Raw genomic sequence first — 22,357 nt, forward strand, 5'->3', positions numbered from 1 at the left:
GCGACGCGCCCGCAACGTCACGTCATCGAGTATGGCGAGGCCTCGAACAAAATCCGCGATCTCTTCCTCAGAAGCCCCATGAGGCAGCCTGACCTTCGCAATCGCCCTCAACTGCGCCTCGATCTTGCCAGCGTCACTCATTGACCTTCATTTCCCTGACAATAATCTTTGAATCCACCCGCGGCTGCCATTCCATCTTTTCGGACATGCCGTAAATGTCCTGATGGTTCAGAAGCGGGACGTCATAGGCTTCGTCGTGCAGCTTCTTCGTGATCACGGCATAGGCGGCCTTGCGTTTTTCCACGTCGACTTCCGAACGTGCTGCACGGATGGCCTCGCCGAGGGCCTTGTCGCTGTTCGAGGCACCGCCCTGGCCCGGTTCGTAAGCGAAGGCCATTTCACGATCGGCGTCAAAAAGCTCGTTCGAGTTGAGGACAAAGTAGCTGTCGGGCCGATTGCCCATGTCGAAGATGCGGTCGAGATACACCGAGAATTCGAGGATCTCGACATTCACCTTCAGTCCGACCTCGGTCCAATACGCGGCAACCGCCTCGATCAGCTCCCGGTCCTTCAGCCAGCGCCCCGCCTCGCCGACGAGATCGATCGTCGTTCCGGCCGCGCCCGCTTCCGCGATCAGCTTCTTCGCACCCTGTGGATCGTAAGGCCAGTTTTCCAGACTCTCGTTGTAGCCGAAGGCGCCCGGCAGGACGAGCTGTCCCTTTGTTACCTTCGCGTTGCCGGCAAACAGGCTTTCCGCAAGGGCGTGCCGATCAATTGCCATGTTGAGCGCCCGGCGCACTCGCACATCCTTCACGGCCGGATTGTCCACGCCGAGAATGATGACCGATGTCTCGAGGCCGCTTACCGACTTTGCCTGAGGCACGGAGTCGGCAAATTCGGGAAGCAGATTGACGACAACGTCGAATTCACCGGCGACCAACCCCGATAGCCGCGTGCCTGCCTCGCTCACGAAGCGGTAGGTCACATCATCGATCTGCGGCTCCCCACCCCAGTAATCGGTGTTGGCCGTCATTGTGATACTGTTCCCGCGGTCCCAGGTGCCGAACTTGTAGGGGCCGGTTCCGACCGGCTTCTCCGCGATGGCGGTCGCGTTCTTCGAGTAGGCGGCAGGGACCATCTTCAGCCAATACATCCGGGCCGGCAGGATCGGGTCGGGGGCGGATGTGATGATGCGGACAGTCAGGTCATCGACTTTTTCGGCTCCTGAAAGCGGACCAAGATAGGCCATCTGCTCCGAATTGTTCGCCGGATCTATCACCCGCAGCACCGAAGCGACGACGGCATCGGCGTTGAATGGCTCGCCGTTGTGGAACTTGATGCCTTCACGCAGCTTGAACTGCCAGGTCCTGGCATCCACCTGTGTCGGCGCATCTGCGGCAAGGCCCGGCACGAGATCGCCAGTCGCAGTGCGCGCCATCAGCGCTTCATAAATATTGTCGTTGACCTGTCGCTCACCCCCGTCATCGCGGAGTTGGGGATCGAGGGTCGAAGGCTCCGAGCCGATCGCTACGGTGATCGACTGCGCCCAAGATGTGGACGCGAACAGGACGGCGAGGCCGGCGGCCAAACCCAGTATTCTTGTGTTCATCTGTGTACCCCTCTTATTGGAATTTTTGTTTTGCATCCTCGATCGTAAGGGTAAAAGCGAAGCTCGCGGCGGCAACCCCTTCCTCAACGGGCCTGCAGCGTCATGCCGAGATCTCCTCCATATGCCGTTCTGTCAGTGTGTCGGCGTTCGTGCCAGCTTTTGCGAGCGACGACAGAGCTACGGGCCGCAACGGCCAACGGCAAGCGCCCATTTCGGCGATGCTTGACGGAGAGGCTGTGGGGCGCAGTTCGGACAGCAGTGAAAGCGTCCATTCGGAGCAGAAGCGCCCCTGGCAGGCGCCCATGCCGAACCGTCCGTTGAGCCGCAATTCTCGTGCTGAAACGGTGTCCGGCCCCGACAATTGCGCTTTCAGATGGCTGATCGTCCGGTTCTCGCAACGACAGATCACCGTGTCGCCGGGACAATCGTCCAGGATCGGTGCACCGTGGCCCGGCGCGAAAAGGCGGGAAAGGCTGGTCTGCAGAGAGCGCAGGCGTCGAATCCCGTTCGGGCCACTGCGCGGCGGGCGCCCTGTCAGCCGTGCCGCAGCTTCGCGGCCCGCTTCGGCTCCATCCGCCTCGGCGGCGTGCGCGCCGAGCACTTCGCGCACATCTCCGGCCCGCAGGATGACGAGGCCTGCCGCGGCATCGTTGGCCGGCAGGCCGAAATCGTTCGGACGCAGCCCGTCATGGAGACCGATGCGGTCGACCTCGATCCGCTCCTCCCGCCCGTTTGGCGCGATGAGGCACGCGGTGAGCTTATCGCCGGATTGGGTGATCTCAGTCAGACGCGTGCCGCGGCGCCACACGACGCGGCGGAAGAGGACAGGTATCATCAGGGCAGCCATGTCCGGAAGGATGGATGGATGAGCCAGCAGACGGACACCTGCCAGGGGCCGCGAAGCAGGATCTCCCTCCTCGATGACGGCCACGGGCGGATTGCCGGCTGCCGTCATTTGTGCGGCCAAAGCGAGCAGCAGCGGGCCGCTCCCCGCAAGCAGGATGCGTCCCTCCGGCACGCGGCCCTCCTTCAGCATCACCTGGAGACCGCCTGCCGCTGCGACGCCGGGCAAATGCCAGCCCCGACGCGGTCTTACCCGCTCCACGGCCCCGCAGCATAAAATCAAGGCGCGCGGCCGGCGTACTTCGACCTTGCCAGCTGCCCGGTCTTCGATCAGCACGGCGCCTGTGCTGTCGACGCCGACGAATGCCCGGCGCGTCCGAACATCCACGCCCGAGGCGGAAAGCTCCGCAGACAGGGCCTGCCAGCGGCCCCTAAGTGACGGTAAGACGGCAACGGGGGTTGCGCCTTCGGCCGGCTGGCGATGGATGGCGCCGCCGAGCGCCGGCCTCTGCTCGCAAAGCATCACCGAGAGCCCCGATTTCGCGGCTTCGATCGCCGCCGCCACGCCGGCCGGTCCACCGCCGACGACGATGACGTCGGCCTCACGCATCGTCATCCTCCAGCGCCATCACGACCATTCCGTCATAGACCGGTTCGAGGCAGGCCTCGGTTGCGCGCCCATCCACACGGACGAGGCACGATTGACAGGCACCGATGCCGCAGAAATACCGGGTTGGTGACCCGGCAGGATCCTTTCCGAATCCATGGATGTTCGAACCGGCAAGGGCGGCTGCAATGCTTTCGCCTGCTCGGAACGGCACCTCGGAGCCCCGCCAGAAAAAAGTCCGGACGGCCGTCATGCCGCGATGCTCCTACCGGCGAACCGGCCCGGATCGAACGGCGAAACATCGATCTCCGGCTCCTCCCCCCGAACAAGATCCGCCACAATCCGGCCAGTCAGCGGACCAAGGCAGATGCCGTCTCCTTCAAACCCGGCTGCGACGAAAAGATTGTCGATACCGGGCATCCTGCCGACCATCGGCAGGCCATCGCATATCGCAGTGCGGATTCCGGCGAAGCACCGAAGGATGCGCAAGCGCCCTAGCGCGGGCACCATGTCCCCAGCGGAGGCCGCCAGGTGAGCCACCGCGTCGATATCATTTTCAGGGATGTTGCGGCCCTCCTCCCGTGTCGAGCCGATCAGGAACTGGCCGGTTTCGAGCGGGTCGATGACGACGCCATATCCGCGCTGATCCGCATCGCCCCCTTGCTTCTTGCTGAGGAGATAGCTGCAGGAGAGAAGCGATCCCGGCAGGGCGGCATTCAGGGTGGGTGCCCGCTCGGTCACCAGTTGCTGCCCCCTACGTGGACGCGACACATCGGGAAGTCCTATAAGCCCGCCCGCGCCGCCACCTGCGGCGACGACCACCGCCGAGGCTTCGATCACCGCTTCCCCGACACGAACGCCGCTGACGCGGCCGGATCGTCCGTCGTATTCCAGCGCCGCAACGGGGGAATTGCGCTCCACCTTCAACCCTGCGGCGGAAATCAGGCGCGAAACTATGCTGTAGCCGATCGCGTGCCCCTCGTCTTCGACTTCAAGCACTGCCACCGTCTTTCGGGAGAGCGGGGCCAATCGGTCTGCAGCCATATCCCGGGTGAGCCAAAGCACCGGCGCACCGACCTCGGCGAGAGCTTCCGAGTGGTCGGAAAGGACGTCGGCTTCCGCATCGCTCGTCGCAACGAGGAAGGTGGGCCGCCTGTGGAAGAGGCCTTGGAACAACCCCTCCTCCGCGAGTTCGCGATAAAGCGCCGCTCCGGCCCGGGCCATCGTCATCATCGGACCCGGGCGCTTGCTCGCCACCGACACCGCACCATCTGCAGCGCCGGTCGCCCCGCTGGCCGGCGTCGAAGCGTCGAGCAGCCGAACTGGCGTACCCGCGAGCGCGAGAAACGACGCGGTCGCGGCGCCGACAATGCCCGCGCCTATCACAATGACTGGTGGTGAAGAATGCTGCTCGCGCACCTGATCTGAACGCCTTGCAAGGAGGTCTCGGGACAGATCGTAGCGCGCCCGGCAAAACCGCGTCGATAAAAGAACAAGGGCACGAGTTATGAAAAAACTTACAACTTGCCGAAGCTACGCCTTGCGGCCCTGCCCCTGCTCACCGTAACGTCCTCGGCGCGAATGCCCACGAACCGCAGGAACCGCCACTTGCCCAGCATCAGCCTCTCACTTGTCCAGACGTTCTACCAACTCGGACGGACCGGCTCCTATTCCGCTGCGGCCCGGGAGCTCAATCTCAGCCATCCATCCGTGGCGAACCATATCCGGCGGCTGGAACACCTCCTCGGCGAGCGGCTGGTCGTTGCTGAGCGCGGGGCACGGCGCGTGGGACTGACACCGCGGGGACTTGCGCTTTACGAGTTGATCCGCCCGGAATTCGACATCATGCTGACGCGTCTGACGCGACTGATGGAGAGCCAGCGTCCGGTGCTGCGGATCGGCATGCCGCAGGGAATCTTCCATGATCTCTTTCCCAGGGTCGTCCGGAAATTCCATGAAAGCCGCCCTGACGTGGAGCTTGTCGTCTACGAGCGTGACACCGCCCTGTCCGACCTGGTCCGCCAGGGCAGCCTCGACATATTCATTGCGGAGCGGCACTTTGGCGACTCCGTCGTGATCCAGCAGTTGATCGGCCGCTACAGCCTTTCGCTCGTCTATCCCCGAACCTGGGGACCCGCTCCCGCCGAGGGAGATATTCCCGAATGGGCCCGCGGTCGTCCTTTCGTTTCGCATGAACCGGGACAGATAATAAGGGACATTGCCACCGGTTTCCTCAGCAGCAAGGGTGCGGTCGTCGAGCCGCTGATCTCGGTTTCGTCAAGCGTCAGCATCAAGCGCTATGTCAGCGAAGGCCTCGGCTTTTCCATATTGCCTACCTGGTCCGTCGGACCGGACGACGACACGATAACCCGGGTGGAGCTGCTGAGCCTCACGCCTGTTCCCATCTATTTCGGGACGGCGCACTTCCTGAAGGACAACGAGACCGTCCGGGCCTTCTTCAGCCACTGCCAGTTCGAGCTCTCCGGCAGATCCTGATTGGCCATGCTCGCCTCAAAGCGCCTTTTCGAGTTCCGGCAGGACTTCGAAGAGATCGGCGACGAGGCCGTAGTCGGCGACCTGGAAGATCGGCGCTTCTTCGTCCTTGTTGATGGCGACGATCACCTTGCTGTCCTTCATGCCGGCGAGGTGCTGGATCGCACCGGAAATGCCGCAGGCGATGTAGAGATCCGGGGCGACCACCTTGCCGGTCTGGCCGACCTGCCAGTCGTTCGGCGCATAGCCGGCATCGACGGCGGCGCGGGAGGCGCCGACGGCGGCGCCGAGCTTGTCGGCAACCGGCAAGATGACTTCCTTGAACTTCTCCGAGGAGCCGAGCGCCCGGCCGCCGGAGATGATGATCTTCGCCGAGGTCAGTTCCGGCCGGTCGGAGGACGACAGGGCATCGGAAACATGGGCGGAAAGGCCCGGATTCGCCGCGGCGGCAACCGTCTCGACCGGTGCCGAGCCGCCTTCTTGAGCGGTGGCAAAGGAGGCGGTGCGCACGGTGATCACCTTCTTCGGCTCGCTCGTCTGCACCGTCTGGATGGCGTTGCCGGCATAGATCGGCCGCCGGTACGTGTCGGACGAGACGACCTCGATGATCTCCGAAACCTGGGCGACGTCGAGAAGGGCTGCGACCCGCGGCATGACGTTCTTGCCGACCGAGGTGGCGGCGGCAACGACGGTGTCGTAATTGCCGGCGAGCGAAACGATCAGGGCCGCCAGCGGCTCGGCGAGATTGTTGGCGAGCGAGGCGTCCTCGGCGGCCAGCACCTTGGCAACGCCCGAGAGCTTGGAGGCTTGTTCGGCGATGCCTTTGACGTTCTGACCGGCAACCAGCACATGCACGTCGCCGCCGATCTTCGCTGCCGCCGTCAGTGCCTTCGCCGTCTGGTCGGAAAGGTGGCTGTTGTCGTGGTCAGCCAGAAGCAGAATGGCCATGGTAGAATTCTCCCTTTCGATTGAGCTCAACGATCCGTTCCGGGTCGGAGCTCATGAGTCTGAAGTGGTTCATGCGTTTGTCCGGAAACCGGTATCCACTTTCCGGACGCATGAACTTAAAGCACGCCGGCTTCGGTCTTGAGCTTCTCGACGAGCTCGGCGACCGTCTTCACCTTGACGCCGGCCTTGCGGCCGGACGGCTCTTCCGTCTTCAAGACTTTCAGCCGCGGGCTGGTGTCGACGCCGAAGTCGGCCGGGGTCTTCTTGTCGAGCGGCTTCTTCTTCGCCTTCATGATGTTCGGCAGCGAGGCATAGCGCGGTTCGTTGAGCCTGAGATCGGTGGTGACCACCGCCGGCAGCTTCAGTTCGACCGTCTGCAGGCCGCCGTCGACCTCGCGGGTGACGTTGACCTTGCCGTCGCCGATCTCGACCTTGGAGGCAAAGGTGCCCTGGGCCCAGCCGAGCAATGCCGACAGCATCGGGCCGGTCTGGTTGGAATCGTCGTCGATCGCCTGCTTGCCGACGATGATCAGCCCCGGCTGTTCGGCCTCGGCCACGCCCTTGACGATCTTGGCGACGGCGAGCGGCTCGACCTGGTCCTCCGTCTCGACCAGGATCGCCCGGTCGGCGCCCATGGCGAGCGCGGTCCTGAGCGTCTCTTCCGCCTTGGCCGGGCCGATCGACACGACCACCACTTCACTCGCCTTGCCGGCTTCCTTCAGCCGCAGCGCCTCTTCGACCGAGATCTCGTCGAACGGGTTCATCGACATCTTCACATTGGCAAGCTCGACGCCCGATCCATCCGCTTTGACCCGGATCTTGACGTTGTAGTCGACGACCCGTTTCACCGTCACAAGTATTTTCATGGATTCCTACTCTCTGTCAGCAACAGTTGCGGAAACGCTCGACCATCACGTCCAGCACCTCGCCGGGATCGCGTTTCCACCAGTCGTTCGCGGAAAAGATCTCGACCTCGCAAGGGCCGCGATAGCCGGCGCCTTCAACGAATGAACGGATCGCCTTGAGATCGGCGACGCCGTCGCCCATCATGCCGCGGTCGAGAAGCACGTCATTCGTTTCGGCGAGCCAGTCGCAGAGGTGATAGCCGTAGATTCGCTCGGCGCCGGCACGCTTCAACTGCCGTTCAAGCTCCGTGTCCCACCAGACATGGTAGACATCCACGGCTATACCGACATTCGGGGCAGCTATGCGATCGCAAAGGTCCACGGCGTCGCGCAGCGTCGTGAGGCACGACCGGTTGCCGGCGTAGACGGGATTGAGTGGCTCCAGCGCCAGTTTCACGCCGCTTGCTTGTGCACAGGGAGCGGCTTCGGCAACGCGGTCCGCCACGATCTTCAGGCTCTCGGCAACCCCTTTGGTCCCCGGATGCACGCCTCCGACGACGATCGTTAAGACCGGAGCCCCCAAGGCTGCCGCCATGTCGATCGACCTTTTGAAATCGTCCATGACGCTTTCGACATCCGTCGCCTGGGTGCCTACCAGAAAGGGGGTCCGGCACAGACCCGCCACGGTCAGCCCGGCAGAACGAACCCGTTCGCCGATCTTCACGGCGCGTTCACCGATCTCGCGCCGCCAGAACACGATGCTCCCGAAACCGCGCTCGGCACAGGCATCGATGACCTGTTCGCTCGTCCAGCCCGCACCGTGGCCCTCGAGGTTGTGGCCGAGGCTCGCCGTGTTCAGTGCGAGGGCCGAGTGGTCCGAAGAGAAGTCCCTCATCTCAGACTCCGTAGACTGCGAGGAGGCGCTTCATGCGGGTGACGGCCACTTCCGGATCGCGAAGCAGACCGCATTGATCCGCGAGCCTGAAAACCTCGGTGAAATAGGGAAGCGGCCGCATCGCCTGCGCGCCGTTCAGCATCACGAAGTGATCCTGAAAGCCGTTCAGCCAAGCCAGGAAGACCACGCCCGTCTTGTAGTGTTGCGTCGGCGCCCGGAAGATCAGCCGCGCCAGCGGCACTGTCGGATCCAATGTCGCGCGGAACGCACTAACGTCGCCCTCGCCAAGTCTCTGTACCGCAAAGGCGGCAGCCGGCGCGAGCGGATCGAAGATGCCGAGAAGTGCGTGCGAAAAGGCCTGCTCGTCCCCCTCGATCAGCTCCGGATAGTTGAAGTCGTCGCCGGTATACATCTTGACGCCCGCCGGCAGCAGCCGGCGCATAACGATCTCCTTGTCCTTGTCGAGCAGGGAGATCTTTATGCCGTCGACCTTGCGGACGTTCGCTCCGATAACGGCCAACGCCGTCTGCATCGCGGGCTGGAATGTCTGGCTACCCCAATATCCGGCAAGCTGCGGGTCGAACATGTCGCCCAGCCAGTGCAGGATGACCGGGTGGTCACAGGCATCGAGCACGTCGGAATAGACGCTGATGTAATCGTCCGGCCCCCTGGCCGCCCGAACCAGAGCCCTCGACGCCATCAGGATGATCCGCCCGCCCAGCTTCTGCACCGCTTCGACCTGATCGAGATAGGCACGTCTCACGTCGTCGATGCTGTGGGATCTGGAAAGGTCCAGGTGGTCGGTTCCGCAGCCGTTCGCAACCAGCGCGTCCGGCAGCTCGGCCTTCGTGCGGCGAATGAGTTCCAGGGCGCCCGCCCAGTCCAGACCCATGCCGCGCTGTGCCGTGTCCATGGCCTCGGCGATCCCGAGCCCCAGCCCCGCAAGATAGCGGCGGAACTCCAGCGTCTTCGGCCAGTCGACGGTCGCCCGTCCTGAGGGCTCGTTGGCGGTGAACGGGTCTGCCACGACATGCGCGGCGGAATAGACGACACGAGCACGACCGGGACCGAGGGCCGCGCCCGCTATCGCGTTGCCTGAAAGGCTGTATTCGGCCAGCCTGCCTTCGGCATCGGGAAGAGCAATTTTCATTGGAGACCTCAAAATCGCGGAACGAGCATGCCGGCATCTGCCGAGATCGTCTGTCCTGTCGTGTAGGGGAGCCTTCCGGAGGCGAGCGAGGCAATCACCGCCCCGACCTCCTCGGGCTCTCCGACGCGCGGAAAAAGCGTCAGCCCCTGCTCCGCACGCTCTCGATAGGAGTCGATCACCGGAGCGGTCATTTCGGTGGCGATCAGGCCGGGCTGGACGTCGTAAACAGCGACGTTTTCCCGCCCAAGGCGGACCGCGAGCGCCTTGGACACCATCGACGCCGCCGCCTTGGAGGCGCAATATTCCGAGCGCTGAACGGCGACCGCCACGGAATTCGACGAAGTGACGTTGACGATCGAGTGGAAAAGCGGGCTTCGCTCCCGAGCCAGAAGTCGGCGCGCGAAAACCTGGCTCAGAAAGAACATCGCCTTGGCATTCACCGTGAGGCAACGATCCCAGCTCTCTTCCGTCACATCGAGGAGGTCGCCGCGCTTCAGAACGCCCACCCCGGCATTGTTGACGAGTGTCGTGAGCGGGCCGAGCTCCGCCTCGATCTTCGTGAGCGCCGCCTCGTGAGCAGCCAATTCTGCGACGTCGAAGGCCACCGCGATCACCGGCGCTCCGTGCCTGGAGACGCGTGCGGCAGCGGCCGCCAATTCGTCGTCGGCCGTCAGCCCGTTGATTGCGACGGAGAACCCTTCCCGCGCCAGGGCTTCGGCAGCGGCAAGACCGATACCGCGTGACGAGCCCGTCACCAGTGCCACGGGTTTCGCGGTCGGATTACTCACGCCCTAGCCCCCTTCTTCAGAAGTTCACGCGCAATGATCATCCGCTGGATCTGGTTCGTGCCTTCGTAGATCTGGGTGATCTTTGCGTCACGATAGAGCCGCTCGACTTCGAAGCCGCGAATATAGCCCGACCCGCCGAAGACTTGGACCGCGTCGGCTGTGCGCTGAACGGCCATGTCCCCGGCGAAACATTTTGCGATCGAGCAGGCCTTCGTCGCGTCCAGGCCCCGGTCGATCTTCGAGGCGGCCGAATGGACGAGAAGACGCGCGGCTTCGATGTCCTTTGCCATGTCGGCGAGAAGCCACTGCACGCCCTGGAAATCGGAAATGGCCTTGCCGAACTGCTTGCGTGTCCCGGCATAGTCCACCGCCGCCTCCAGCCCCGCCTGGGCGATGCCGACGGCGAGTGCGGCGATGCCCACGCGGCCTTTGTCGAGAACGGACATCATCATGTGGAAACCGCGGCCCTCCTGGCCCAGCAGAGCACCGCCCGGCAGGCGCACATCGGTGAAGGTCAACGCTCCCACCTGGCTGGCTCTCTGGCCCATCTTGTGCTCTTTCGGACCTCTCTCGACCCCTGCGGAATTGAGATCGACGATAAAGATCGACATGCCGCGGTTGCCGGCCTCCTTGTCGGTCCTCGCCAGAACGAAACCGACATCGGCAACGGGCGCGTTATGGATCCAGATCTTGCCGCCGTTAAGCATCCAGCCGTCGCCGTCGCGTTCCGCCGTCGTCCGAATGCCCGATACGTCGGTTCCGGCCTCGGGCTCGGTGATGCAGTAAGCGACCTTGGCGCTCATGTTCAGAACGTCGGGGAGCATGCGTTGCTGACCTTCGGTCCCGTGACGGACGAGCAGTGTGGAGATCAGCTCCACCAGCCCGCACTGATCGGCAACCGACGCATAACCGCGGCTGAGCTCCTCCATCACGACCGCATAGGTCAGCGTATCGAAGCCCGGTCCGCCGAGGTGTTCGGGAACGCCGATACCGAACAATCCGAGCTTCGCCATTTCCCCGTAAAGTTCTGCGGGGAAACGTTCCTCGCGGTCGAGAGACTCCGCCATCGGCCGGATCACTTCGTCGGCGAACGCGCGCGCCATATCACGCACCTGCCCCTGTATTTCCGTTAGATACATAGACTTATCCCGCATTCAGTAACTATCCAGTTACATACATCGGGATGCGGCAGACGGTCAAGCCGGAAAATCGCCGATCGCACCACAACGAGGCTTGCGCACCGGCCGTCGCCGCGCGTATTATGCACCATCCAGTTACTTACATGAGGAGATTTGCGAATGCATCCGGGAGAGAAACGGAAGTTCGGCCGCGTGGACCTCGACGTCACCGCATTCGGGTTCGGGACAGCGCCGCTCGGCAACATCTTCCGTGAAATCGACGAAGAGACGTCGCAATCCATGTTTGAGCTCGCCTGGGATGCGGGCGTGCGCTTCTTCGATACCGCGCCCATGTACGGGCATGGCCTGGCCGAACTTCGTACCGGCCAGGGCCTGCGCTGGAGGGATCGGGACGAATACGTGCTTTCATCGAAGGTCGGCCGATTGCTGACGCCCGCCAAGCGATCGACGATCGACTTCGCGCCCTGGGTGAACGCCGCGCCCTTCAGCATGCGCTTCGACTACAGCTATGACGGCACGATGCGCTCCTTCGAAGACAGCCTGCAGAGGCTGGGCCTGGAACGGATGGATATCTGCTTCATCCACGACATCGACGTTTTCACGCGGGGAAGCGAGCAGCCCGAAGTATTCGGCCAGGCCATGGACGGGACCTGGCGGGCGCTCGAGAAACTCCGGTCGGAAGGCCTGGTCAAGGCGATCGGGGTCGGTGTCAACGAATGGGAGGTGTGTCACGAGGCGTTGAAGCAGCGGGATTTCGACTGTTTCCTGCTTGCTGGGCGCTATACGCTTCTCGAACAGGACGCACTCGAGGAATTCCTGCCCCTTTGTGAAGAGCGAGGCGCAGCCGTGGTCGTCGGCGGAGGCTTCAACTCAGGGATCCTGGCAACGGGGGCGAGGGAAGGAGCGAAATACAATTACGCACCGGCGCCGAAGGCCATATTGGAGAAGGTGGCGCGAATCGAGGCGGTGTGCAGGACACATGATGTGCCCCTTGGGGCAGCCGCACTCCAATTCGTGGTCGCGCACCCGGCCGTTCCCTCCTTCATGGCTGGCACACGGACGATCGAACAGCTGCGCCAGAACCTTTCCTGGTTCAGCCACCCGATTCCGGCTGGGTTCTGGACGGAACTCAAGTCCAAGGGGCTCCTGCGCGAGGATGCTCCGATCCCCGCGTGAGGCGACTCAAGAGAGATTGCGCCCTCTCCGATCGTCTTTCTCGGGCTTTGGCCCGAGGAAGACGTTTGAAGAGGGTGCCCGCATCCACTGCCGGGAGAGAAGGTTAGCCGCCTTTCACCGGACCAGAATCGCCCTGAAGTCATTCACATTGGTACCTGTGGGCCCGGGCACGAACAGATCTTCGAGGCAATTGAAAGCAGTCCAGGCGTCGTTGCCCGAGAGCAATGCGACCGGATCTCTGCCGAGTGCGCGCAAGCGCGTGGCGCTGCTTCCGTCCGCAAACGCTCCCGCATTGCTCTCCGAACCGTCGATACCGTCGGTGTCTGCCGCCAGTGAGGCGAAGGACAGGCCTTCGGCTGCGATCGCAAGCGAAAGGAGGAACTCGGTATTGCGCCCTCCCCTTCCATGCCCGCGAAGCGTCACCGTCGTTTCACCGCCCGACAGCAGAACCACGGGACGCTCGAAGGGGCGGTTGCGCAAAACCACTTCGCGCGCGATTGCGGCGTGGACTTTGCCGACGTCGCGCGCCTCCCCTTCGATCGCGTCCGACAGGATGATGGCAGGAATTCCCAGTGCATCGGCCCGAGCCGCGGCAGCCTCCAACGAAAGCCGCGCCGAGGCGATAACCTGGACCTCGTGCCCCGCAAAGACGGGATCGTTCGGCGACGGAGCCGTCCCGTTCTCGCCCTTCAGCCAATCGACCAGCCTCTCGGGCAGTTCGATTCGCCAGGCATCCCTCATTGCGCGGGCAGCAGCTCGGTCCGTCGCGTCGGGAACGGTGGGTCCCGAGGCGACCTGTGCCGGGTCGTCGCCCGGGACGTCGGAAACGATGAAGCTTATCACTTTCGCCGGATGGCAGGCGGCGGCGAGCCGCCCACCCTTTATGCGGGAGACCTGCTTGCGAATCGCGTTCATCACGGAAATCGGTGCGCCGCTTGCGAGCAGTGCCCTGTTCAGGGCGATTTCATCTTCGAGTGCGAGTTCCTCGGGCGGGCAAGGCAGCAGGGCCGAGCCTCCTCCGCAGAAAAGAGCGACGACGAGGTCATCCGGCGTCAGACCCCGAACGGCTTCGAACAGCGCGTGCGAGGCGATCAGTCCGTTGCAGTCGGGAACCGGGTGTGCCGCCTCGATCACTCGTATCCGATCGCAGTGAACGGCGTAGCCGTAGCGGGTGACGACGACGCCTTCGAGCGGGCCGCCCCACAGGCTCTCGAATGCCGCCGCCAGCTGGGCCGCGCCCTTGCCCGCCCCAACGACGACAGTGCGCCCGCGCGGGCGCTGCGGCAATCGCGCGCGAAGCGCAAGCTTCGGGTCTGCCGCCCCCACGGCCGCTTCGAACAATTCCGAAAGAAAGTCCCGATCTTCAGGCGACATGAAAACTCCAGTTCATTGACCGAACCGCGCCGGCCGCCTCTCACGGAAGGCCGACAAGCCTTCCTGCAGCTCGTCGGACGCGGCGGCGACGGCACCCGCCAAGGCTTCGACGACCCGCTCGCTTTCCTCTCCCTCGGCCGCGTTGATGAGCATCTTCGTAAGTTCGGTCGCGCGCGCCGATCGCTTCATTACGCCTGCCGCTGCAATTTCCGCCGCGGCGCGCCCCTCGCCCGTTGCGACCACCTGATCCACCAATCCCAGAGCGAGCGCCTCCTCAGCGCCATAGACATGTCCGAAGAGCGCCATGCGCCGGACGAGCTGCGGACCGAACCTTCGCACCGCGCGCTGCGTTCCGGACCAGCCGGGAATTATTCCGAGCCCCGTCTCCGGCTGCCCTATCCTGACGTGCGCCTCGGCGATCCGGAGATCGGCGCAGGCGGCGAGCTCGAGCCCGCCCCCTAATGTGTGCCCGTTCAACACCGCGATCAGCGGAACCGCGAGCCGGGCCAGAGCATCGAAGGCCGCATGGCCATCACGCACCCAATGGCGGCCGAAGGCCTCGGGCGAAGCATTGCTCCAGGCATCGATGTCGCCGCCGGCGCAGAACGAACGCTCCCCCTCACCGGTCAGTATCGCCACCTTCGCCGCGGAACGCTCGATTTCACGACAGGCCGGGACGATTGCATCGACCATTTCGCCGTCAAGCGCGTTCAGCTTATCCGGCCGGCTGATCGTCAGCCAGGCGACACCTTCCCCGATTTTCAGTCGAACCGGCTCGCTCACAGGCCTAGCCCCATCGCAGTTGAAAGAAACAGGGCCTGGTCCATCTCCTTGAGGCCGTCGGCTACCCGCAGGGGCGTCGCTGCCTGATCGAGAACGTCCCGTCTCAGGTCCAATCCGGGGGCAACCTCGCTGACGACGAGCCCGTCGGGCTCGAGCTTCATCACGCAGCGTTCGGTCACATAGGTGACATCCTGACCTTGAACGCGTGCGCGCCTGCCGGAAAAACTGACCTGATCGACTTTCGGGACGATCTTCGCAATTCGTCCTTCCTTGTCGATGACGAGCCGCCCGTCCTCGATACGCATTTTCGCGCCCGCGTTGAAATTGCCCGAGAAAACGATCTTCCTTGCGCGCGCAGTAATGTCGACGAAACCGCCCGCGCCGGCCGTGCGGTGGGGTGTCGCTGCGAGACGGCTGACATTCACCGAACCTTCGGCGTCGATTTCAAGAAAAGAAAGCAAAGAGCAGTCGAACCCGCCCGCCTGGAAATAGCAGAACTGATGCGGCGAGGCTACGAAGGCCTCGGCGTTGGAGGCACAGCCGAACTTGAAATCGAGCAGCGGCACGCCGCCCACTGCGCCCTGCTCGATCACCCAGGTGATCTTGCCGTGATGCCCTTCCTCTATCAGCACGCGCGGAACGTTTGCCGAAATACCGAACCCGATATTGACCGCCCAGCCGGCCTTGAGTTCCTGCGCCACACGGCGGGCGATCACCTTGCCAGGGTCCAGCGCCGGCGTGCGGAACGTATGAAGCGGGCGGAACAATTCCCCGGATATCGCAGGATCGTACGGGGTCGCAGTCGTCTGCAATTGATCGGGCGCTTCGACGATGACGTCGACGAGTATCCCCGGAACGCGCACATCGTGAGGACGCATCGTTCCCTCGGCCGCGACCCTCTTCACCTGGGCGATGACGATCCCGCCGGAATTGCGCGCCGCAAGCGCCATCTCCATCGCGCCGAGCGTCGCACCCTCGTGCTCGAAGGTCAGGTTGCCTCTCTCGTCGGCGGTCGTCGCCCGGATGATCGCGACATCGGGCTGAATGGGCGGAAAGTGCAGCCAGTCGTCGTCGGCAAAGCGCACGCGCCTGACGATCGGCTCGCTCCGCGCTGCGGCGTTCATGGCGCAGCCTTCCTGTTCGGGATCGACGAAGGTGTCGATGCCGACCTTGGTCAGCACGCCGGGGCGTTTCGCCGCACCTTCCCTCAGCATGTCGAAGACGATGCCAGAGGGCACGTTCCAGGCGGCCACCTCTTCCTTCAGGATCATCTGCCAGATGAGCGGCGGCTCGGCATTGCTCGGACCGGAAGGATACGAACCGCCGATGATCTTCTTGAGCATGCCTCGTTTGGCGATGTGATCGACACCCTTCGTCCCGAAGAAATCTCCGGCGGCGATGGGATGAACCGACGTCAGTCCGCGCGGATGTCCCTCCAACTCGAACCGCTCTCCGAGCGCCTTCAGAACCTCATCGGGACAACCCAGGCCGGACGACGAATTGACCGCCAGCACCGCCCCGTCCCTGACCAGCCCGGCGGCCTCGTTTGCGGTCATCACTTTTGCCATGCCAAGGCTCCTTTTCTTGTTGCGTAAGTAACTAACCAGTTATAGCTTAAGCATGATGAACGGTAGAGGCAAGGGGGCATTTTTCCTCAGCTCCCGTTTTAATGGCTAACCAATGGGAGGACCGATGAGCGTCTATTTCGAGAAGAGCTATCAGAGAGGCTTCGGCACCTACCCACTGAAGGGCGAGCCGTTGAAGGCTGCCGTTCGCGAGGCCATCACGGTCGGGTACCGCGCCTTCGACACCGCGCAGATGTACGGCAACGAGGCCGAGACGGGGGAAGCGCTTGCCGAAAGCGGCCTGGCTCGTGACGAGCTATGCATCACCACGAAAGTGCACCCCGATAATTATTCCGAAGAAGCATTCCTGCCTTCGGTCGAGGCGAGCCTGAAGGCCTTGCGGGTCGATCAGGCCGATGTCCTGATGCTGCATTGGCCGGAGATCAATGGTGAGAACGCGCGATCCCTGCGGCTGCTACAGAAGGCATTCGACATCGGTCTCGCCCGCAACATCGGCGTCTCCAATTACACGGCCCCGATGATGCGCGAAGCACAATCGATCGTAGAGGCGCCGTTGGTGACCAACCAGGTCGAATTCCACCCGCTCATCGACCAGAGCCGGCTTCTCGACGCAGCCGAGGAAACGAAGATTGCGCTGTCATCCTACTGTTCGGTTGCCAGGGGCGAGGTGTTCAAGCATCCGGTCTTCGCCGAGATCGGCGCAAGATACGGCAAGACGGCTGCCCAGACGGTGCTTCGCTGGATTCTTCAGAAGGGCGTGTCCATGAATACCATGTCCACCAAGCCGGAGAATATCCGGGCGAATTTCGAGATATTGGATTTTGCGCTTTCGCCGCACGACATGAAGCGGATCGATGCGATGAACGCGACAAACTATCGGATTCTGAAAGCCGGGATGTTGCCCTGGGTTCCGGACTGGGACCGGTAGGTCACGCACCTCCTCCGCCCGTGGGACGCCTGAAACATCCAATGAGCGGCGTGAAGGGAGGAGCTTTATTCCGCCAGCATGCGTGCGAGCATATGCCTGATGTGGTCTTGCGCACCATAGAAAATTGCTGCCACAATGATTGTACGGCTACGTTCTACCGGTAGAAACCATATTGCCGTCTTGTCCCGCCGAAGAAACCGGATCCCGGAATGTATATCGGGCCGCAAAGTCCCGATATAAGGCGTATCCACGAGACGATCGAATTCGAGGCGCAGTTTGCGGATTCGTTCAGCGCTACGCTCCAACGCCTCGTCGGGCAGATCTCCAAGTTTGACATAAGCGTCGAACAGATGATCGAAGATCAGCTCGAAATCGCGTTCGGCATCCGCAGAATATTCAAGTGTCCACACGCACAGTCCGTCGCTTCCGCTCAATCATTGCCGCGACGCGGCCTTCCATTTCCGTCGCAGAAATCATCGGTCCTGTTAATCGACGCTGGATCACCTCACGAAGCGCTGCCGTTTCGACGGCCTCCGCTTCCGTCTTTTGACGAAGCAGTTCGAGGCCCTGCTGCAGGACGGAACTCAGGCTGGAATACCGGCCGCTCTCTACCAACGAACGGGCGAACGCATCCTGTTGATCGGTCAGTGAGATCGATGATTTGACACTCATCGGCTGAACTCCTTTGGCCCATCATGCTACTCAGTAGCACACTTGTCAAATTGCGTCGGGACTCATCCGTTACTGCGTCGCAGTCAAGCGTCGCGTCGGATCGTGGCCACGCCCAGGCGCTAGGCTGTCGCTTGCTAGACTAAAGTGGACTTCAGCAGATTTCACGCTAGCCCACCGTACCTTTCTCTGCGTGGTCGGCAGAGAAAGGTGACGCCGCTCCCGCGCGTTCAAATGTTGCCCCGTATCAGATCGGCCGCCTTCTCGCCGATCATGATGGTAGCCGCATTGGTATTGGAGCCCACGAGACTGGGCATCACCGAACTGTCGCAGATGCGGATGCCGTCAAGGCCGTGGACGCGGAGCTGCGGATCGACCACCGACATATGGTCGCGACCCATCTTGCAGGTGCATGTCGGGTGATAGGACGTCCGCCCGTATTGCCGCGCATAGGCCTCGAAGTCGGCCTGTGTCCTGACGCTCTCGTCGGGGAAGCGGATCGTCTTGATGTACTTCTGCAGCGACGGCTGCCCGAAAATTTCCCTGCTGATCCTGATGCCTTCGACCGAGATCCTGAGATCATCCGGATCATCGAGGAAGTTCGGGTCGACGATCGGCAGGGCACGGGGGTCGGCAGAACGAAGGGTGACGGAACCCCGTGACTTCGGCCGGACCGTGTAGGAATTCAAGGTCACGCCGGAGGAACCCTTTGGGACGCTCGGCACCCCGGCCTCGGCTCCCGCCCCCGCAAGAAAGTGGAATTGCAGGTCGGGATAGGGGCTTGCCCTATCGCCGTACCAGAAGGCTCCACCCTCCACAACATTCGAGGCGACCGGCCCGGATTTGAAAAGCGCGTATTCGATTCCCGCCAAGAGCATCCAGTGGAACTTGTTGTACTTGTCGAGGCTGTCATGCCCCTTCAGTTCGGCAACGATGTCCACGCCGAAGTGATCGTGGAGGTTCTGGCCGACCCCCGCCATATCCTGCACGACGTCGATACCGTGGCTCCGCAGAGAGGCGGCCGGGCCGACGCCTGAAAGCATCATGAGCTTAGGCGTTCCGATCGCACCCGAGGTGACGAGAACCTCGCTTTCCGCCCGGGCGATCTTCGCGGCGCCCCCGGTCGAGTATTCGACGCCGACGGCGCGGCGGCCCTGGAATACGATGCGCAGGACAAGCGCACCCGTGATGAGCGTGAGGTTCTTGCGCGCGAGCGCCGGCCGCAAATATCCGACAGCGGCCGAGCAACGGCGGCTGTTGCGGATCGTCGTCTGGTAGACCCCCGCACCTTCCTGGACCGGCCCGTTGAAGTCGGGATTATAGGGGATGCCGAGTTCCTGGCAGCTCTGGACGAAAGCCCGTGTCATCGGCTGCGGATCGGGAAGGTTGGAGACTCCGAGAGGACCGTCCGTCCCGTGCCACTCGCCGGAGAGGATCGTATTGCCCTCGGATCGCAGGAAGTAAGGTTTCACCTCCTGAAAGCTCCAGCCGTCGGCCCCCTCTTCCACCCAGCGGTCATAGTCCCGCGGGTGGCCGCGCGTATAGACCTCGGCATTGATCGAGGACCCTCCGCCGAGCACTCTCGCCTGGGCATAGGGAATCTCGCGGTTGTTTGCATGTTTCTGCGGGGCGGTCGTCAGGCCCCAGGTCATCGGCCCCGCGGTCATCTTTGCGAAGCCGACCGGTATGTGGATCAACGGGTGACGGTCGCGCCCGCCCGCCTCGATCAGGCAGACGCGCACCGAAGGGTTCTCGGAAAGGCGGGCGGCCAGAACGCAGCCCGACGATCCGCCGCCGATGATGACGTAATCAAAACCTTCCATCATCAGGAGATCCAATGCGTGCGCTTGCCGATCTCGACATGGACCGATTTCACCTGCGTATATTCCTCGACCCCGTACATGCCGGCTTCGCGGCCCCAACCGGACTGCTTGAAGCCTCCGAGCGGCATCTCCGGCCCGCCGGCCATCATGGTATTGACCCAGAAGCGGCCCGCACGAACGCGGCGCGTGACGGTCAGGGCCTTGTCGATATTCTTGGTCCAGACGCTTGCAGCCAGTCCGTAAACCGTGTCGTTTGCCAGTTCGACCGCCTGCTCGACCGTGTCGAAGGTCATCGAGCAAAGCACCGGCCCGAAGATCTCGTCACGCGCGATCGCCATCTCACGCGACACGCCCGAAAACAGCGTGGGCGCGATGTATTGCCCGCGGCCGAGATCGATGGCGTTCCCCCCGGTCACGAGCTCCGCTCCTTCCGTCTTGCCCTTGGCGATATAGTCGAGAATGGTCGTGTTCTGCGCTTCGGTCGTGATCGCGCCGACCTGGGTCGTCTCGTCCAGCGGGTCCCCGACGCGTATGCGTTTCATCTTCTCTGCAAGCAGCGCTTCGAATTCGCGCGCCACCGATCGCTCGACGATCAAGCGCGATGAGGACACGCAGCATTGTCCCGTATTGAAGCTGATGCCGAAAGCTGCGCCATCGGCGGCATCCTCTAGATCGGAGTCGGCAAAGACGATGATCGGGTTCTTGCCTCCAAGCTCCAGGCCGAGCTTCTTGAAATTGCTGTCGGCGGCCGCATGCACGCAGGAACGGCCAACGGCGGTCGAACCCGTGAACGACAGCATGTCGATGTCCGGATGCTCACTCATGGCCTGGCCGATCGTCCGGCCCGAGCCGGTGATGACGTTATACACGCCGTCGGGCAGTCCGGCTTCGGCGAGCACCTCGGCAAGGATGAGAGTCGTCGCGGAAGTCACCTCCGACGGTTTCACGACCATCGTGCAACCCGATGCGAGAATGAAGGGAACGCGCTCGCACAGGATAAGGAAAGGAAAGTTCCATGGCGTGATGAGCCCGACGACCCCGATCGGCTCGCGCAGAACCATGCCGAACAATCCGTCTCCGAGCGAATTGAAGCTGTCGCCGTGCAGAAGGCGGGCTGCACCCGCGCCTACTTCGAAGCAGGCGATGCAATGGTCGATCTCGCCGCGCGCCTGAGCGATCGGTTTGCCATTTTCCAGCGTCTCCCAATAGGCGAGCTCATCGCGGCGGGTGCGCAGGATCTCGGCCACCCGCAGCAGTACCGAGGCACGAGAGCCCCCCGGGAGACCGGACCAACGCCGGTCCTCGAAAGCCCGGCGTGCGGCGGCGACTGCGGCATTCAGGTCGTCGACGCTGCATTTTGCCGTGCGGGTGACCGCAACGCCATGTCCGGGCGAGTGCCGCACGAAGAAGTCATGCCCGCTTTGCCATTTGCCGTCCACGAAGAAACCGAAATCCCGCGGGGCGGCCGGAGGGGAAAGGAAGTTGTTCAGCTGGTCCATCGGGTGCCTCCCTATTCTAGTAACTAAACGGATATTGCTGTTAGCTGCGCACTCGACCACGATGGCTTTAGGTCCGGTCGACCTGAAGTCATGGCCGTAATCGATTCAAAAAACTGGAGCGGGATGCGGCGGAAAACCGCGCAGACACTTCCTCATCCCGCACTAAGCGTCCAGCAGGATCTGGGTCTTGAGGTGCCCGGTTCTTGCCGGAATCGTTTCGAAGGCCTCCTGAATGCGTTCGAGCGGATAGTGAGCAGCGGTGAAGGCCGCGGTCCGGAACCTGCCATGGGACAGAAGCGTCAGCGCGTCATGCATGTCCTCCCCCATTCCGGCAACCGAGCCTTTGAGGCTGTTTTCCTCGAGTACAGTCCTGAGTATCTCGATCGGAATGGTCTCGCCTGGCGGGGTAATCCCGAAGAAAGCCACATGACCGCCCTTGCGGACCAGGTCGAAGGCCTGGCGATAGAGCTTCGAGCTGCCGACGCTTTCGACGACGAAATCTGCGCCGCGTCCGCCCGTCATCTCCAGCACCTTGCTCCTGAGCGTCGCCGGCTCCGATACAGCAGCATCCGCGCCCGCCTCAACCGCCATGCGGCAGCGCTCGCTCGACAGATCCGCAACAATGATCGGGGCCATGCCGACAAGGCGCATCATCTGGACATGCAGGTTGCCGATGGGGCCCGCTCCCAGAACCACTCCCGACCGACCGAAGGCCGCACCGGCCTTGCGCGCCGCCCGGACGACGCAGGCGACCGGTTCGACGAGGGCAAGAACGGCTTCCGGAACCCCATCCGGCACCGGTAGCACCAGACGGCCGGGAAGAGCGACATACTGCGCAAAGGCTCCATCGCGCCCGATCCCGATCTGCTCCACTTCGCCGCAGTTCAGAACCTCGTTGCGTCGGCACCAGTAGCAGTTGCCGCAACCGATATTGATGTCCGCGACCACACGCATCCCGGTCTTGAGGTGCGTCACGCTTGCGCCAATCTCGGCGATCGTCCCGCAGAACTCGTGCCCAGGCACTATCGGCAACCGATCGGCCGCGTAATGGCCGTTGAATATGTGGAGGTCGGTACCGCATATGCCCGCCCGCGTTACGCGGATCAGGACGTCGGCGGGACCGATCTCGGGAATGCCGACCTCTCTGACTTCAAACCGGCGCGGCTCCACGAGAACGGCAGCTTTCATCGTCGCCATCCTTC

General features: G+C 63.0%; 21 protein-coding genes. 3 read left to right on the forward strand and 18 right to left on the reverse strand.

The window, feature by feature from the left end; genetic code table 11:
- Nucleotides 1–133: 133 nt before the first annotated feature.
- The 4 genes from M1D43_RS27950 to M1D43_RS27965 all read right to left on the reverse strand — a co-directional run bounded on the left by M1D43_RS27950 (nucleotide 134) and on the right by M1D43_RS27965 (nucleotide 4,478).
- Nucleotides 134–1,609, reverse strand: coding sequence for an ABC transporter substrate-binding protein (locus M1D43_RS27950; RefSeq protein WP_017276789.1), 1,476 nt, complete (start codon nucleotides 1,607–1,609; stop codon nucleotides 134–136).
- A gap of 100 nt (nucleotides 1,610–1,709) precedes the next feature.
- On the reverse strand, nucleotides 1,710–3,062 hold the full coding sequence (locus tag M1D43_RS27955) for an FAD-dependent oxidoreductase (protein WP_498814530.1): 1,353 nt from the start codon (nucleotides 3,060–3,062) through the stop codon (nucleotides 1,710–1,712).
- Nucleotides 3,055–3,312, reverse strand: coding sequence for a 2Fe-2S iron-sulfur cluster-binding protein (locus M1D43_RS27960; protein ID WP_003536978.1), 258 nt, complete (start codon nucleotides 3,310–3,312; stop codon nucleotides 3,055–3,057). Before M1D43_RS27960 ends, M1D43_RS27955 begins: the two co-directional genes overlap by 8 nt.
- On the reverse strand, nucleotides 3,309–4,478 hold the full coding sequence (locus M1D43_RS27965; protein ID WP_014528683.1) for an NAD(P)/FAD-dependent oxidoreductase: 1,170 nt from the start codon (nucleotides 4,476–4,478) through the stop codon (nucleotides 3,309–3,311). The genes M1D43_RS27960 and M1D43_RS27965 overlap by 4 nt, the downstream gene beginning before the upstream one ends.
- Before the next feature lie 189 nt (nucleotides 4,479–4,667).
- Between M1D43_RS27965 and M1D43_RS27970 the strand changes: the two genes are divergently transcribed.
- On the forward strand, nucleotides 4,668–5,555 hold the full coding sequence (locus M1D43_RS27970; RefSeq protein WP_014528684.1) for a LysR family transcriptional regulator: 888 nt from the start codon (nucleotides 4,668–4,670) through the stop codon (nucleotides 5,553–5,555).
- Nucleotides 5,556–5,570: 15 nt separating this feature from the next.
- On the opposite strand, the gene M1D43_RS27975 is transcribed toward M1D43_RS27970, so the two are convergent.
- From M1D43_RS27975 to M1D43_RS28000, 6 genes are all read right to left on the reverse strand, one after another.
- On the reverse strand, nucleotides 5,571–6,500 hold the full coding sequence (locus M1D43_RS27975) for an electron transfer flavoprotein subunit alpha/FixB family protein (protein ID WP_010967734.1): 930 nt from the start codon (nucleotides 6,498–6,500) through the stop codon (nucleotides 5,571–5,573).
- A gap of 116 nt (nucleotides 6,501–6,616) precedes the next feature.
- On the reverse strand, nucleotides 6,617–7,366 hold the full coding sequence (locus M1D43_RS27980) for an electron transfer flavoprotein subunit beta/FixA family protein (RefSeq protein WP_498814531.1): 750 nt from the start codon (nucleotides 7,364–7,366) through the stop codon (nucleotides 6,617–6,619).
- Nucleotides 7,367–7,382: 16 nt separating this feature from the next.
- Nucleotides 7,383–8,240, reverse strand: a complete 858-nt coding sequence (locus tag M1D43_RS27985) for a sugar phosphate isomerase/epimerase family protein (protein WP_010967736.1) — start codon at nucleotides 8,238–8,240, stop codon at nucleotides 7,383–7,385.
- Between the two features lies 1 nt (nucleotide 8,241).
- Nucleotides 8,242–9,390 carry a dihydrodipicolinate synthase family protein gene (locus M1D43_RS27990; RefSeq protein WP_498814532.1) on the reverse strand — a complete coding sequence of 383 codons (1,149 nt, stop codon included), beginning with the start codon at nucleotides 9,388–9,390 and terminating at the stop codon, nucleotides 8,242–8,244.
- An 8-nt stretch (nucleotides 9,391–9,398) separates the two neighbouring features.
- Nucleotides 9,399–10,178 carry a 3-ketoacyl-ACP reductase gene (locus M1D43_RS27995; RefSeq protein ID WP_010967738.1) on the reverse strand — a complete coding sequence of 260 codons (780 nt, stop codon included), beginning with the start codon at nucleotides 10,176–10,178 and terminating at the stop codon, nucleotides 9,399–9,401.
- The gene (locus tag M1D43_RS28000; protein ID WP_010967739.1) at nucleotides 10,175–11,317 is read right to left on the reverse strand and encodes an acyl-CoA dehydrogenase family protein; all 1,143 of its coding nucleotides are present in this window, start codon (nucleotides 11,315–11,317) and stop codon (nucleotides 10,175–10,177) included. The genes M1D43_RS27995 and M1D43_RS28000 overlap by 4 nt, the downstream gene beginning before the upstream one ends.
- Nucleotides 11,318–11,476: 159 nt before the next feature.
- On the opposite strand from M1D43_RS28000, the gene M1D43_RS28005 reads away from it, so the two are divergent.
- The gene (locus M1D43_RS28005; RefSeq protein WP_010967740.1) at nucleotides 11,477–12,493 is read left to right on the forward strand and encodes an aldo/keto reductase; all 1,017 of its coding nucleotides are present in this window, start codon (nucleotides 11,477–11,479) and stop codon (nucleotides 12,491–12,493) included.
- Between the two features lie 114 nt (nucleotides 12,494–12,607).
- Here M1D43_RS28005 and M1D43_RS28010 read toward each other — a convergent pair whose 3' ends face one another.
- The 3 genes from M1D43_RS28010 to M1D43_RS28020 are packed head-to-tail and all read right to left on the reverse strand — an operon-like array spanning nucleotide 12,608 to nucleotide 16,218.
- Nucleotides 12,608–13,867, reverse strand: a complete 1,260-nt coding sequence (locus tag M1D43_RS28010) for a glycerate kinase type-2 family protein (protein ID WP_010967741.1) — start codon at nucleotides 13,865–13,867, stop codon at nucleotides 12,608–12,610.
- A 12-nt stretch (nucleotides 13,868–13,879) separates the two neighbouring features.
- Complete coding sequence (locus M1D43_RS28015; RefSeq protein WP_010967742.1) at nucleotides 13,880–14,650, reverse strand: enoyl-CoA hydratase/isomerase family protein; 771 nt, start codon at nucleotides 14,648–14,650, stop codon at nucleotides 13,880–13,882.
- Nucleotides 14,647–16,218 carry an acyl CoA:acetate/3-ketoacid CoA transferase gene (locus M1D43_RS28020; RefSeq protein WP_014528688.1) on the reverse strand — a complete coding sequence of 524 codons (1,572 nt, stop codon included), beginning with the start codon at nucleotides 16,216–16,218 and terminating at the stop codon, nucleotides 14,647–14,649. Before M1D43_RS28020 ends, M1D43_RS28015 begins: the two co-directional genes overlap by 4 nt.
- Nucleotides 16,219–16,342: 124 nt before the next feature.
- Between M1D43_RS28020 and M1D43_RS28025 the strand changes: the two genes are divergently transcribed.
- Nucleotides 16,343–17,164: an aldo/keto reductase gene (locus tag M1D43_RS28025; RefSeq protein ID WP_013845505.1), complete on the forward strand. Its 822-nt coding sequence runs from the start codon at nucleotides 16,343–16,345 to the stop codon at nucleotides 17,162–17,164.
- A 65-nt stretch (nucleotides 17,165–17,229) separates the two neighbouring features.
- Here M1D43_RS28025 and M1D43_RS28030 read toward each other — a convergent pair whose 3' ends face one another.
- The 5 genes from M1D43_RS28030 to M1D43_RS28050 all read right to left on the reverse strand — a co-directional run bounded on the left by M1D43_RS28030 (nucleotide 17,230) and on the right by M1D43_RS28050 (nucleotide 22,352).
- Nucleotides 17,230–17,580: a type II toxin-antitoxin system RelE/ParE family toxin gene (locus M1D43_RS28030; RefSeq protein WP_074853348.1), complete on the reverse strand. Its 351-nt coding sequence runs from the start codon at nucleotides 17,578–17,580 to the stop codon at nucleotides 17,230–17,232.
- A complete protein-coding gene (locus tag M1D43_RS28035; protein ID WP_014531516.1) occupies nucleotides 17,561–17,836 on the reverse strand; it encodes a type II toxin-antitoxin system ParD family antitoxin in 276 nt (91 codons plus the stop codon). Before M1D43_RS28035 ends, M1D43_RS28030 begins: the two co-directional genes overlap by 20 nt.
- 227 nt (nucleotides 17,837–18,063) lie before the next feature.
- On the reverse strand, nucleotides 18,064–19,659 hold the full coding sequence (locus tag M1D43_RS28040) for a GMC family oxidoreductase (RefSeq protein WP_498814534.1): 1,596 nt from the start codon (nucleotides 19,657–19,659) through the stop codon (nucleotides 18,064–18,066).
- Nucleotides 19,659–21,155, reverse strand: coding sequence for an aldehyde dehydrogenase family protein (locus tag M1D43_RS28045; protein ID WP_014528692.1), 1,497 nt, complete (start codon nucleotides 21,153–21,155; stop codon nucleotides 19,659–19,661). The genes M1D43_RS28040 and M1D43_RS28045 overlap by 1 nt, the downstream gene beginning before the upstream one ends.
- A gap of 162 nt (nucleotides 21,156–21,317) precedes the next feature.
- On the reverse strand, nucleotides 21,318–22,352 hold the full coding sequence (locus tag M1D43_RS28050; protein WP_014528693.1) for a zinc-dependent alcohol dehydrogenase: 1,035 nt from the start codon (nucleotides 22,350–22,352) through the stop codon (nucleotides 21,318–21,320).
- Between the last annotated feature and the right edge of the window lie 5 nt (nucleotides 22,353–22,357).

The organism is Ensifer sp. R1-3, assembly GCF_056739175.1.